This window comes from Mycobacterium sp. (assembly GCF_046095365.1).
GTDB lineage: Bacteria > Actinomycetota > Actinomycetes > Mycobacteriales > Mycobacteriaceae > Mycobacterium.
Genome location: NZ_JBJTJF010000167.1, coordinates 1 through 13,323, shown reverse-complemented (window position 1 = coordinate 13,323; position 13,323 = coordinate 1). Strand labels below are relative to the sequence as shown.

12 protein-coding genes are annotated in these 13,323 nt (G+C 72.4%); 9 read left to right on the top strand and 3 right to left on the bottom strand.

Going from position 1 to position 13,323, the window contains the following annotated elements:
• Window positions 1–777: chloride channel protein (locus ACKOQ4_RS12835; protein WP_526292394.1), on the top strand; the 777-nt coding region annotated here is incomplete at its 5' end.
• Here ACKOQ4_RS12835 and ACKOQ4_RS12830 read toward each other — a convergent pair.
• Window positions 725–1,024 (bottom strand): hypothetical protein, encoded by a 300-nt coding sequence (locus tag ACKOQ4_RS12830; RefSeq protein WP_526292392.1) that lies wholly within the window; start codon window positions 1,022–1,024, stop codon window positions 725–727. The genes ACKOQ4_RS12835 and ACKOQ4_RS12830 overlap by 53 nt on opposite strands.
• A gap of 127 nt (window positions 1,025–1,151) precedes the next feature.
• On the opposite strand from ACKOQ4_RS12830, the gene ACKOQ4_RS12825 reads away from it, so the two are divergent.
• From ACKOQ4_RS12825 to ACKOQ4_RS12800, 6 genes are all read left to right on the top strand, one after another.
• Entirely contained in the window at window positions 1,152–1,925 is a 774-nt protein-coding gene (locus tag ACKOQ4_RS12825) for a fructosamine kinase family protein (protein ID WP_526292390.1), read from the top strand.
• Between the two features lie 34 nt (window positions 1,926–1,959).
• A complete protein-coding gene (locus tag ACKOQ4_RS12820) occupies window positions 1,960–2,778 on the top strand; it encodes an SDR family NAD(P)-dependent oxidoreductase (protein WP_526292388.1) in 819 nt (272 codons plus the stop codon).
• An 81-nt stretch (window positions 2,779–2,859) separates the two neighbouring features.
• The gene (locus tag ACKOQ4_RS12815) at window positions 2,860–3,951 is read left to right on the top strand and encodes a ligand-gated ion channel (protein WP_526292386.1); all 1,092 of its coding nucleotides are present in this window, start codon (window positions 2,860–2,862) and stop codon (window positions 3,949–3,951) included.
• A 62-nt stretch (window positions 3,952–4,013) separates the two neighbouring features.
• A complete protein-coding gene (locus ACKOQ4_RS12810) occupies window positions 4,014–5,813 on the top strand; it encodes a GTPase family protein (RefSeq protein ID WP_526292384.1) in 1,800 nt (599 codons plus the stop codon).
• The gene (locus ACKOQ4_RS12805; RefSeq protein WP_526292382.1) at window positions 5,801–7,468 is read left to right on the top strand and encodes a GTPase; all 1,668 of its coding nucleotides are present in this window, start codon (window positions 5,801–5,803) and stop codon (window positions 7,466–7,468) included. The genes ACKOQ4_RS12810 and ACKOQ4_RS12805 overlap by 13 nt, the downstream gene beginning before the upstream one ends.
• A 21-nt stretch (window positions 7,469–7,489) precedes the next feature.
• A complete protein-coding gene (locus ACKOQ4_RS12800; protein WP_526292380.1) occupies window positions 7,490–8,518 on the top strand; it encodes a glycoside hydrolase family 6 protein in 1,029 nt (342 codons plus the stop codon).
• A gap of 6 nt (window positions 8,519–8,524) precedes the next feature.
• Here ACKOQ4_RS12800 and ACKOQ4_RS12795 read toward each other — a convergent pair whose 3' ends face one another.
• Window positions 8,525–9,910: an MBL fold metallo-hydrolase RNA specificity domain-containing protein gene (locus ACKOQ4_RS12795; RefSeq protein ID WP_526292378.1), complete on the bottom strand. Its 1,386-nt coding sequence runs from the start codon at window positions 9,908–9,910 to the stop codon at window positions 8,525–8,527.
• A gap of 35 nt (window positions 9,911–9,945) precedes the next feature.
• Between ACKOQ4_RS12795 and ACKOQ4_RS12790 the strand changes: the two genes are divergently transcribed.
• Entirely contained in the window at window positions 9,946–11,313 is a 1,368-nt protein-coding gene (locus ACKOQ4_RS12790) for an NAD(P)/FAD-dependent oxidoreductase (protein ID WP_526292376.1), read from the top strand.
• Between the two features lie 7 nt (window positions 11,314–11,320).
• A complete protein-coding gene (locus tag ACKOQ4_RS12785; protein WP_526292374.1) occupies window positions 11,321–12,226 on the top strand; it encodes a DNA-3-methyladenine glycosylase family protein in 906 nt (301 codons plus the stop codon).
• A gap of 6 nt (window positions 12,227–12,232) precedes the next feature.
• Here the strand turns inward: ACKOQ4_RS12785 and aqpZ are convergent, their stop codons facing one another.
• The gene (gene aqpZ / locus ACKOQ4_RS12780; RefSeq protein WP_526292372.1) at window positions 12,233–12,988 is read right to left on the bottom strand and encodes an aquaporin Z; all 756 of its coding nucleotides are present in this window, start codon (window positions 12,986–12,988) and stop codon (window positions 12,233–12,235) included.
• Between the last annotated feature and the right edge of the window lie 335 nt (window positions 12,989–13,323).

Sequence of the window (13,323 nt, the reverse complement as noted above, 5' to 3'; positions counted from 1 at the left end):
TACAGCGTCCCGGTCGGCGGTGCGCTGTTCGCCCTTCAGGTGGTGCTGCGCACCTGGGAACTGCGCGCTGTCGGCACCGCGCTGCTGACTTCGGCACTGGCGGTGGCGACGGCATCGCCGGTCACCCACGACCAGCCCGCGCTGCACTGGCCCGGCCCGCAGCTGTCCTATCTGCTGACCGGTGTGGCGATCCTGCTCGCGCCGCTGGCGATGGGTGTCGGCGCCGCGTTCAACCGGCTGATGAGCGCCGCGCGCTCCCGGGCGCTGGGGTGCTCATGGCTGCTGGTTCCGGCGCTCGCGGCGGCCGGCCTGCTGGTGGGCGTGTGCGCGCACTGGCTGCCCGAGCTCCCCGGCAACGGTGCCAGCGTCCTGGCGGTCAGTCTGCGCAGCGGGCTGACGCTGCCCGCGGCGCTGGCCGTGCTGGTTCTCAAGCCGTTGCTCACCGCACTGTTCCTGCGGGCCGGCGGGGCCGGCGGTCTGCTCACTCCGGCGCTGGCAACCGGAGCGGCGGCCGGGGCCGCAATAGCCCTGGCGGTCAACACCTTCACACCCGTGCACCTCAATGTCCCGGCGGTGGCGCTGGCGTGCGCGACGGGGGTGCTCGCGGTCACCCAGAACGCTCCGATTTGGGCGGCGATCTTCGTCTGGGAACTGGCCCGGCCGCCGTGGTGGCTGCTGGTGACGTTCGCCGCCGCGGCCGTCGCCGCCTGGCAGTTGAATCGGCTCAGGCGGCCGGTGCCAGGGCGCGGGCCTCCACCCACGCCTCGGCGTCGCTGAACACCCCGGCGCCGTAGGCGAGGTCGATGGCGTCGAACACCGTCTCCACGGCGGCGTCCTCGACGACGACGTCGATGCGGAAGCGGGGGGAGAACCGTGCGGGGTTGCGGTAGCTGCGGATCGCGGCGGCCTCGGGGCGCGCGGCCCCGCCGCGACGAATCGCCACCGAGGCGATGCCTGCGGCCGGCAGGGCCGCGGCCAGTGCCCGGTCGGAGATCTGATCGGTGATGATGGTGATGGTCTTCATGGGTCCCGCTCCCTCAGCCCGGTAGTGGATGTCGTTGTTGTGACCACTATCGGCCCGCCCGGAGCTTGGCAGCGTCCTCCGTGCGGGCCGCACACCGGCTGATTGCGCCGTCCCCCGAACGGAGGACATGAACGAGTTCGTCAAGCGCGACCCCGCAGCCCCACCGGGGTTTTTCGCCTGTGAGGCCGCCGGGCTGCGCTGGCTGGCGGCCGCGCCGGGCGGGGTCCCGTGCGCGCGGGTCGCCGGCTGCGACGACACCAGCCTGACGCTGCAGCGGCTGAGCCCGGCCCCGCCCACGGCCGGGGCGGCCGTCGAGTTCGGCCGCCGCCTGGCCTGCACCCACGACGCCGGCGCCGCCGGGTTCGGGGCCGCGCCGGACGGCTGGACCGGCCCGGGTTTCTTCGGGCCGCTGCACCAACCCATGCCGATGAGCCTGGTGGCCCACGACAGCTGGGGGCGGTTCTACGCCGATGAGCGACTGGCGCCGATGTGCGACCGTGCCTCGGGTTCGCTTGGCGCCGAGGCGCTTTCGCTGCTCGATGCGGTGATCGCGCGTTGCCGCGCGGGGGACTTCGACGACGACGACAGACCTTCCCGCCTGCACGGCGACCTGTGGAGCGGCAACGTGGTGTGGACCGCGGCCGGCGTGGTGCTCATCGACCCCGCGGCCCACGGCGGGCACCGCGAGACTGACCTGGCGATGCTCGAACTGTTCGGCTGTCCGCACCTTGACACCGTCTACCGGGGCTACCAGAGCGTGCACCCGCTGCGGCCGGACTGGCGGGACCGCTTCGCGCTGCACCGGCTCTACCCGCTGCTGGCGCATGTGGCGCTGTTCGGCGGCGGTTACGCCCGGCAGACCGCCGCGGCGGCCCGGCAGGCGCTCAGGCCGGTGCGGTAGAACGGAGTAAGCCCCCGATCTTTGAGGAGAGCCCATGATGCAGTCGGTCTCGGGGTGCAACGTCCTGGTCACCGGGGCCGCGATGGGGCTGGGCAAGCTGTTCGCCGGCCGCGCCGTGCGCGACGGCGCCGCCATGGTGGTGCTGTGGGACGCCGACGAAGCCGCGCTGAAGGACACCGCGGCCGAATTGGAGGCCGCCGGCGGCCGGATTGCCCACGAGACGGTCGACGTCACCTCCGCCGAACGGGTGGCCGAGGCCGCCGAGCGGGCCCGCGCCGACGTCGGCGCGGTTCACGTGCTGTTCAACAACGCCGGCATCGTGCGGGGCAACGGCTACTTCTGGGAGAACCCGCCGCGCGACTTCACCGCGACCATGGAGGTCAACGCGATCGGACCGATGCTGGTGGCCCGCGAGTTCCTCCCGGGCATGATCGCCTCGGGCCGGCAGTGCCGGCTGGTCAACATCGCCTCCTCGGCCGGGCTCAACGCGGTCCCGCGCCTGGCCGCCTACGCGGCCTCGAAGTGGGCGGCGGTCGGATTCTCGGACTCGGTGCGCCTGGAACTCGAGCAGGCCGGCCATGATCAGGTCCGGGTCACCACCGTCTGTCCGACCTACATCGACACCGGAATGTTCGACGGTGCCAAGGGCATCCTGTTCACCCCGATGCTCAGGCAGCACGACGTGGTCGACGTGACGTGGGCGGCGATGCTCGAGGGCCGCCCGTTCGTCGTCATGCCGTGGACGTCGCGGGTGAACAAGGTGCTCACCGGGGTGCTGCCGCTGCGGTTGCGCGACATCTACCTGCGCCGGGTCGGGGTCTACAACTCCATGGACGGGTTCCGGGGCCACTAGGTGTCGTGACAACTAGGACGGGGCCACTGGGACGGGGCCACCTGGACGGGTTCCTAGCCGGGCGAAGTATCCTCGGCAGCAGTGTCATACATAGCCGGGTTGGGCCGCGGGGCCGTCGTGTTGCGCCGCGGGGCGGCCAACCTCATCCGGATCCTGATCATCGCGACCATCGCGCTGGGTTCCGCCCTGGCCGCTCCGGCCCCGGCCCGCGCCGACGAGCCGGTCGACAAGGTGACCGTCGGGGTCTACATCAACGACCTGCAGGACCTCGACCTGGCCACCGACAGCTACACGGTGGACTTCTATCTGTGGATGCGCTGGCGCAATCCCAAGATCGACCCGTCGCAGACGATCGAGACGATGAACTCCAACGCCTTCCAGAACACCACGTCCTCTGCCACCGGCGGAGTCACCGGCAAGCCGCTCTACCCCGAGCCCATCGCCCAGCCCGACGGGTCGAGGTACCAGATCCTGCGCTACCAGGGCGTCTTCAGCAGGCGGATGAACCTGGAAAAGTTCCCGTTCGACACCCAGAACCTGGTGCTGGTCTTCGAGGACTCCATCGCCGCACTGCCCAGGCTGGAATACGTGCCCGACACCGTCCCCGTCGCGCTCAACCAGGCGGTGACGCTTCCCGGCTACTTCCTCCAGATGCCGACGATGAAAATCGCCGCCCACCGGTATCCGACCAATTTCGGTGACCTCGGAGCCCCGTCGCAACAGGACTACTCGCGGATCATCATCACGCTTCCGGCCAAGCGCGACGTGCTGCCCTACCTGTTCAAGATCGTGCTGCCGATCCTCATCGTCGTCCTGATCACCTCGTTGATCTACCTGCTGCCGGCCCGCCTCGAGGAGGCCCGCGCCGGTATCGGGATCACCGCGATGCTGACCATCGTCGCGCTGCAGTGGACCACCGACAACACCCTGCCGTCGGTGGACTACCTGATGATGGTCGACCTGATCTACATCCTGTCGCTGTTCTACGTGTTCGTCGCGATGGGCTACACCGTGGTGGCCAGCCGGCGGCACGCCCACGAGGCCGAGGAGGCCTACACCAAGTCCATCGACCGCAAATTCGGGGTGGTGACCCTCAGCGTCTACGTCGTCGTGATCGTGTTGGCGATGATCCTCTACCGCATGCACCACCACTTCGACCCGCTGCTGCAGTAGCCCGAACCGCCGAGCGGCCGCGGCGCGTCCGCCCGGACAGCCGGTCAGGCAGTATGTACCGGGTGTCCGGATCGTTGCTGGCCCCGCTGGAGTCGCTGCGCGACGCCCTCGGGCAGGTGCGCATACCGCTGCGGGTACCGGGGGCGGAGGCCGCCCGGACGGCCGCGGTCGGCTTCACCAACCAGCTCGACGACTACATCCTGCCGCGGCTGCGCGACGCCGGCGCGCCGCTGCTGGCCGTTGTCGGCGGTTCCACCGGAAGCGGCAAGTCCACCCTGGTCAACCGGCTGGTCGGCAGGCCGGTGACGACCCCCGGGGTGCTGCGCCCGACCACCCGCCACCCCGTGCTGGCGCACAACCCGGCCGACTCCGGGTGGTTCGCCTCCGACCACATCCTGCCCCGGTTGCCGCGCATCACCGGCGGGACCGCGCTGGGCGGCACCGACGACGTGTTCGGGCTGCGGCTGGTCGCCGTCGAAGAGGTCCCGGCCGGGCTGGGCCTGCTCGACGCCCCCGATCTGGACTCGGTGTCCCAGGCCAACCGCGAGATGGCGGGCATGCTGATGGCGGCCGCCGACCTGTGGTTCTTCGTCACCACGGCCTCCCGCTACGCCGATGCGGTGCCGTGGGCGGCGCTGCGGGCGGCCGTCGACCGCAACGCCGCGGTGGTGATCGTGCTCAACCGGGTGCCCGCCGAGGCCATGGTCGAGGTGACCGCCCACGTCCGGCAGATGCTGGCCGCCGAACGGCTGGGCGACGCCCCGCTGTTCGTCATCCCCGAGTCGCCGTTGGCCGAGGGCATGATCCCGGCCGACCGGACCGCCGAGATGCAGGCCTGGCTGAGCAGCCTCGTCGCCGACACCGCGGTGCGCGCCGCGGTCGCCCGCCGCACCGTCGACGGCGCCGTCGGGCACATCGTGTCCGACATACCGGTCATCACCGATGCCGTTGTGCAACAACTCAATACCGCCGGCCGGCTGCGCGCCGCGGTGGACGACTCCTACGCCCGCGCGGTCGAGATCCTGTCCTCCGCCGCCGCGGACGGCTCGCTGATGCGTGGTGAGGTGCTGGCCCGGTGGCAGGAGTTCGTCGGCACCGGGCAGATGCTCAAGCGCCTGGAGGAGGGCGTCGGCCGGCTGCGCGACCGCATCGGCGCCGCGGTCCGCGGCACCCCCACTCCGCCGGAGAAAGTCAGCGAGGCAATCGAATCCGGGCTCGCCAGTCTCCTGGTCGACGCCGGCGACGACGCGGCGCGCCGGGCCGACCGGGCCTGGCGCGACGACGAGGCCGGACGGGCACTGCTGGGCGGAGCGGACCTGGCCCGCGCCTCGGCCGACCTTCCCGACCGGGCCGCCGCACTGGTGCGGGCCTGGCAGGACGACCTGCTGGAGATGATCAGAACCGAGGGTGCCGACAAACGGCAGACCGCGAGGGCGATGGCCTACGGTGTCAACGCCGTCGCACTGGCGCTTATGGTGGCCGTGTTCTCCACGACCGGCGGCCTCACCGGCGCCGAGATCGGAATCGCCGGAGCGTCAACGGTTCTGGCCCAGAAACTGCTCGAGGCGGTCTTCGGCGAGGACGGGGTGCGCCGGATGTCGAAGAAGGCGATGGACAAACTCAACGACCGCGTCGCCGTGTTGATGGACGAGGAGAAGTCCAGGTTCCTGACCCGCTTGGACGCCCTGGAACTCGATCCGGAACTGCCCGCCCGGCTGCAGACCGCGACCCGGCAGATCCAGCAGGCCCGCGACGCGCAGGATGCCGAGGCGGCGCTGCCCGCCGGCCCGCCGGCGCCGGGTGAGCCGGGCGCCGCGCGGCGAAACTGGCGTGAGACGTTGCGGGACTGGTGGAACGGCTGATGATGAAGGACCTGCTGGCGCGGCTGAACCCGCTGCGCGCCGAGCAGCCGCCGCAGGTCGACGGTGCGGCCCTGGACCGCAGGCTGGCCGGCCTGGCCGAGGCGGCCGACCTCGGCGAGGGCCGGCTGCCGCCGGCGGCGGTGGCCCAGGCCCGGGCGGTGGCCGACCGGGCCGGCGCCCGCCGCGGGCTGTCCGGGGAGCTGACGGTGGTGGCCTTCGCCGGGTCCACCGGGGCGGGCAAGAGCACGCTGTTCAACTCGATCGTGGGCGAGGACGTCGCCGGGGTCGGCGTCCTTCGGCCCACCACCTCCGAGCCGCTGGCCGCGATCTGGCAGGAGACCCCGGAGACCGTCGCGCTGCTGGAGTGGCTGGGAGTCACCCGCTGGCACGTCGCCTCAGGAGGGGCGGCGGCGCTGTCCGACCTGGTGCTGATCGACCTGCCCGACCACGACTCCACCCAGACCGCCCACCGGGCCCACGTCGACCACTTCGTCGACCGGGTGGATCTGATGGTGTGGGTGCTCGACCCGCAGAAGTACGCCGACGCCCTGGTACACGAGCAGTACCTGCGCCGGTTCTCCCGGCACGACGACGTCACCGTCGTGGTGCTCAACCAGGTCGACCGGCTCGCGGTCGCCGACGCCGACGCCTGCCTGTCGCACCTGCGGCGGCTGGTGGCCGAGGACGGCCTGTCCGACGCCGTGGTGCTGGGCACCTCCACCCGCAGCGGCGAGGGTCTGGAGGGCCTGGCCGAACGGATCCTGTCCGCGGTTGCGGGCCGGCGCACCGCGCTGGCCCGGCTGGCCGCCGACGTCGCGACGGCCGCCGACACCATGGTGCGCGCCGCCGAGGACCCGGGCGGCCCGGTCGCCGGCGCCGGCCCGCGGGACCTGGATCGGCTCACCGACACCCTGACCGAGGCGGCCGGCGCGCCGGTGATCGCGGCGGCGATCGAGAAGTCCAGTCAGCGCAAGGCGGTGCAGGCGGTGGGCTGGCCGCCGCTGAAATGGGTTGCGCGCCTTCGCAAGGACCCGGTCGCCCAGTTGCGCCTGGAGCGCCCCGGTGTCGACCCCCGCCTGGTGCGCTCGTCGCTGCCCTCCAACGACCCGGTCGCCAGGGCGCGGGCCAACACCGCGGTGGTGGACTACGCCGACCGGGCCAGCGCCGGCGCACCGCAGGCGTGGGTGCACAGCACCCGGGCGGTGGCCGACCGGGCCGGCCGGACCCTGACCGACCGGCTGGACCAGGCCGTCACCCGCGCCCCGCTGGTGCCGCCGCGCAACCCGCGCTGGTGGAGCCTGTTCGGGGCGCTGCAGTGGGTGCTGTTCGCCGTCGCGGTGGCCGGCGGGCTGTGGCTGCTGGGTCTTGCGGCGCTGGCCTACTTCCAGTTCCACGTCGCCCAGGCGCCGACCGTCGAGGGCTTTCCGATCCCCACGCTGCTGCTCATCGTCGGCGCGCTCGGCGGCGTGGTGCTGGCCGCGGTGGGCCGGGTGCTGGCCCGGACCAGCGCCCGGCGCGCCGCCCGCGCCGCCCGCGCGGCGCTTCGGGCCGAAGTCGCCGTGGTCGCCGAGGCGGACATCGCCGAGCCGGTGGCCGCCGAACTGGCCACCCTCGAGCGCTTCCGCTCCGCGCTGAGCGCCGCCCGGGGCGGCTGACCGGCCGCCGATCACGCCGATATGCCGATCCGTTTCGCGGCCCGCCGGCCGGCCCACTATTTTCAGTGGGTGATCTCCTCCGCTGTTCGCGCCCTCGCGCGGTCGATCCTGCCCCTGCTCACGGTCACCGGCGTCGCCGCCGGGGCGCTGACCGGCCCCGCCCCGGCGGTGCGGCTGGCCGACGAGTCCAATCCGCTGGCCGGCCGGCCGTTCTACGTCGACCCGATCTCCGGCGCCATGGCGGCCGCCAAGTCCAGTCCGGCGCTGACCGCGCTGGCCAACACCCCGACCGCGTACTGGCTCGACGAGGCCTTCCCCTCGCCCAGCGGAACGGTGGCCCGCTACGCCGGCGCCGCCCAAGCCGCCGGGGCCACCCCGGTCTTCGCGCTGTATGCGATCCCGCACCGGGACTGCGGCAGCTTCGCCGCGGGCGGTTTCGCCACCGCCGCGGGCTACCGGCAGTGGATCGACGCGGTGGCCGCGGGCCTGGGCTCGATGCCGGCCGCGATCATCCTCGAACCCGACGCGATCGCGATGGCCGACTGCCTGTCGCCGGATCAGCAGCAGGAGCGCTTCGGGCTGCTCAGCTACGCGGTCGACGCCCTGACCCGCGACCCGGCCGCTGCGGTGTACATCGACGGCGGGCACTCGCGCTGGTTGAGCGCCGATGTGCTGGCCGCCCGGCTCAACCAGGTCGGCGTGGCGCGCGCCCGCGGGTTCAGCCTCAACACCGCGAACTTCTACACCACCGACGAGGAGATCGGCTTCGGCGAGGCGGTCTCCGGGCTCACCGGCGGCGCGCACTACGTGATCGACACCTCCCGCAACGGCGCGGGCCCGGCGGAGGGCACCCCGCTGGACTGGTGCAATCCCTCCGGCCGGGCGCTCGGCGTGGCGCCGACGACGGCCACCGCGGGCGAGCACGCAGACGCCTACCTGTGGGTCAAGCGCCCCGGGGAGTCCGACGGTTCGTGCGGGCGGGGCGAACCCCCGGCCGGACGGTTCGTCAGCCAGTACGCCCTGGAACTGGCCGGCAACGCCGGCGGTTAGCGGCCGCTACAGGTCGAAAACCTGCAACGGCCGGGGAACCGTTGCCGCCCAGCCGAACTCGTGGTCCAGGCGGGTGCGCAGGGTGTCGGCGGGCTGGGGTTCCCCGTGCACCACGAACACCTGCTTGGGCGCGGTGGTGAACCCCGAGGCCCACCTGATCAGTTCGTCGGCGTCGGCGTGCGCGGAGAGCATCCCCAGGTTGGCCACGTGTGCGTTGATCGGGATCCACTCCCCGTAGACTCGGACCTCGCGCTGGCCCGCGGCGATGGCCGCCCCCCGGGTGCCCGGCACCTGGTAGCCGGTCAGCATGATGGTGTTGCGCGGATCGGGCGCAAAAGCCTTGAGGTGGTGCAGGATTCGGCCACCGGTGGCCATGCCGCTGGCCGAGATGATGATCTTGGGTTCCCGGCTCGCCGAGATCTGCTTGGACTGCTCGGGGTCGCGGGCGTAGCCGGCCATCGCGCACATGCCCTCGTAGACCTCCGGTGTGAGCCGGTGATCGCGCTGGTGGGTGCGCAGCAGTTCGCTGGCGTTGATCGCCATCGGGCTGTCCAGGTAGACCGGGATGTCGGGCAGCCGCCCGGCCGAACGCAACTGCCACAGGTAGTACAGCAGGGTCTGGGCCCGGCCCACCGCGAATGCCGGGATCACCACGGTGCCGCCGCGCGCCACCGTCGCGTCGATCACCCCGGCCAGCGCCGCGGCCGGGTCGGTGCGCTCGTGCAGCCGGTCGCCGTAGGTCGACTCCATGATCAGGTAGTCCGCGGCCGGCACCGGATCCGGGTCGAACATGATCGGGTCGTCGTAGCGGCCGAGGTCGCCGGTGAACACGACGCGCCGGCCATGCCAGAGCACGTCGACGGTGGCAGCCCCGAGACTGTGGCCGGCCCGGCGCAGCGTCACCGCCGGCCCGCCGCCGGGCAACTCGAACTCGGCGCCGAACGGCCGGGTGCTGAACAAACTCAGCGCGCGTTCGGTGTCCGCGCTGTCGTAGAGCGGCAGCGCCGGGTGGTGCTTGGAGGCCTTGTGCCTGTTGAGGAACGCCGCGTCGCGCTCCTGCAGGTAGGCGCTGTCGCGCAGGATGATGTCGGCGACGGCGGCGGTGGCCTCGGAGCAGACGATCGGACCGGTGAACCCGTTGCGCACCAGCCGCGGCAGGTAGCCGCAGTGATCCAGGTGGGCGTGGCTCAGGACCACCGCGTCGATGCCGGCCGGCTCCACCGCCAGCGGCGCCCAGTTCAGCTCGCGGAGGTTCTTGACGCCCTGAAACAGCCCGCAGTCCAGCAGAATTCGCTTGCCGGCGGCCTCCAGCAGATGTTTGGAGCCGGTGACGGTGCTGGCAGCGCCCAGGCTGCGGAAGCTCAGACCGATCTGTTGCCCGCCACTGCTCATACCTCCAGTGTCCCAGAGGTGGGAGGATCGCTGTCATGCCCCGCAACGGCGTCGTCTCGCACTGGTTCGACCGGCTTCCGGACCCTCGCCCGGCGCTGCCCGGCGACCGGGACGCCGACGTGTGCGTCGTCGGGGCCGGCTACACCGGGCTGTGGACGGCCTACTACCTCAAACAGGCCGACCCGTCGCTGCGAATCACGCTGCTGGAGGCCCGATTTGCCGGATTCGGGGCCTCCGGCCGCAACGGCGGCTGGCTGTCCGGACTGCCCCCCGGCCACCGCGGGGTGCTGGCCGGGCGGCACGGCCGCGACGGTGTGATCGCCTGGCAACGGATGCTCAACTCTTCCGTCGACGAGGTCATCGCGGTGGCCGCACGGGAGGGCATCGACGCCGACATCGTCAAGGGCGGCAACCTCGAGGTGGCCCGCAACCCGGCGCAGGCGGTGCGGTTGCGCGCCGGGGTCGACGAGGACCGAGGCTGGGGCGTCGACGACGTCGAGATCCTCACCGCGGCGGAAACCGAGGCCCGCGTGCGGGTGGACTCCGCCGTGCTCGGCGCGTTCAATCCGCACTGCGCGCGGGTGCAACCGGCCAAACTCGCCCGCGGACTGGCCGACGTCGTCGAGCGACTCGGTGTGACGCTGTACGAGCAGACCCCGGTCACCCGCATCGACGCGGGCAGGGCGGTGACCGATATGGGGACGGTGCGGGCCCCGGTGGTGTTGCGCGCCACCGAGGGCTTCACCGCGCGGATCTCCGGTCTGCGCCGCCGGTGGCTGCCGATGAACAGTGCCATGATCGCCACCGAGCCGCTGTCGCAACGGATTTGGGACTCCGTCGGCTGGCAGGGCTGCGAGACGCTCGGCGACCTCGCGCACGGATTCTTCTACGCCCAGCGCACCGCCGAAGGCCGCATCGCGCTCGGCGGGCGCGCGGTGCCCTACCGCTACGCCTCGCGCATCGACCGGGACGGCGCCGTCGGGCAGGACACCGTCGACCACCTCACCGCCGTGCTCAACACCGCACTGCCGCAGACCCGCGGGGTGCCGATCGCCCACGCCTGGTGCGGTGTGCTGGCCGTGCCGCGGGACTGGTCGGCGGGCATCGGATTCGACCCGGCGACCGGCCTCGGGGAGGCCGGCGGCTACGTCGGCCACGGGGTGACCGCGTCCAACCTCGCCGGGCGCACACTGGCCGATCTGGTCCTCAAGCGCTGCACCGTCCTAACCGCTCTGCCGTGGGTGGACCACCGCAGCCGGGCGTGGGAACCCGAACCGCTGCGCTGGCTCGGCGTGCGGGGGCTCTACACCGCCTACAGACTCGCCGACCGGCACGAGTCCGGGGGCCGCGCGAGCACCTCGCCGATCGCGGTGCTGGCCGACCGGATCACCGGACGCCCCTAGCGGTTTCATGCATACCCGCACCCTGAGGTTCCCCGGCCCGGCCAGTCCCGGGTACACCCTCGCACCGCACCGCCGCGGTCCGGGCGACCCGTGCTTTCAGATCGTCGACGGCGCGACCTGGCGCACCAGCCTGCAAACGAGCGGCCCGGTCAGTGCCCGCATGGCCCGAACCGCACCCGACACCGTCGAGTGCCGGGCCTGGGGCGAGGGCGCGGCGGAGTTCGTCGAGAACCTGCCCGCACTGCTGGGCGCCGACGACGACACGTCGGACTTCCGGCCCGCTCATCCGACCGTCGCGCTGGCGCACCGGCGGGTGCCGCATCTGCGGATCGGCCGGACCGGCCGGGTGCTGGAGGCACTGATTCCCGCCGTGCTCGAACAGCGCGTCCAGGGCGTGGAGGCGTTCCGGTCCTGGCGGCTGCTGGTGAACAGGTACGGCACACCCGCGCCCGGACCCGCCCCGGCGGCCATGCGGGTGCCCCCGCCGGCGTCAGCCTGGCGGAGCATCCCGTCCTGGGAGTACCACCGCGCCAACGTCGACCCCGGCCGGATGCGCACCCTGGTCGGCTGCGCCGCCCGGGCCGACGCCCTGGAACGGTTGGCCGCCCGCCCGCCCGCCGAGGCCCGCGCGGCCATGATGTCGCTGCCCGGTGTCGGGGTGTGGACGGCCGCCGAGACCGCCCAGCGCGCCCTCGGCGACGCCGATGCGCTGTCGGTCGGCGACTACCACCTGGCCGGCATGATCGGCTGGACGCTGCTCGGGCACGCGATCGACGACGCGGCCATGGAGGAACTGCTCGAACCCCAGCGGCCGCACCGGTACCGGGCGGTGCGGCTGCTGGAGGTCAGCCGGCTCGCCTACTCACCCCGCCGGGGCCCGCGGCTGGCGCGGCAGCGCATCAGCGGGCTGTGACCCGCCTCAGTCCAGCGCGGCGTCGCGCACCGGGCGGGCGGCCAGTTCCTCCTGGCGCGGGAACAGCACCGGGTACAGCGCGCCGGCCAGCGCCGCGCCGACCAGCGGGGCCAGCCAGAAGATCCACAGCTGGCCGGGCGCCCCGGCGCCGTTGAAGAAGGCGACCCCGGTCGAGCGGGCCGGGTTGACCGAGGTGTTGGAGATCGGGATCGAGATCAGGTGGATCAGCGTGAGTGCCAGGCCGATGGACAGCCCGGCGAAGCCCTTCGGCGCGCGGTCGTCGGTGGACCCCAGGATCACCATCAGGAAGATGAAGGTGAGCAGCACCTCGGTGATCAGCACGGCCATCATCGAGTACCCGTGCGGCGAGTTCACCCCGTAGCCGTTGGCCGCCATGTGGCCGCTGGCGTTGAACTTCGCCCGGCCGTTGGCGATGGTCAGTATCGCGAAGCCGCCGGCCAGCCCGCCGAGGATCTGGACCAGCCAGTAGCCGGGCACCGCGGCCCACTCCACCCGTTTGGCGATGGCCGCGCCGAGGGTGACCGCCGGGTTGAAGTGCCCGCCGGAGATGGTGCCGAAGGCGTACACGCCGGTCAGCACGGTCAGGCCGAACGCCAGTGCGACGCCCAGGTAGCCGATGCCGACGGAATTGTCACCGGCCGGGTTGGCCGCGAAAACGGCCGCGCCGCATCCGCCGAAGACCAGCCAGAACGTGCCGATGAACTCCGCCGTCAGCCGGTGGGTCATGGTGGGTGCGGTCATCCGGGGTCCTTTCGTCCGGAAAACAAACGATTCGTCAGAAGCCTCCCACCTACGGCCGCGGTTCGGTCGGGATTAGCGCGGAACGCTCCCCGCCGGCGCCGCCAGCGAGTTAGGATTGCCTAAGTTGGCGTGTCAGGCCCTGCTTGCCTATCGTTTTGTTACCTGTTGGCACCGCGGTGCCGGCAGTCGGACAAGGGTCGCCGTTCACCGACGCACGGACGAACCCGGACGGGGCGCGGCGCGCCATCCACAGCCAGGGGCGAGCCGCTTCGCGGACATGTGAAGGGTCAGGTGCGTATGCCCACCAGTGTCGGGCTCTACAACCCGCTGTACGA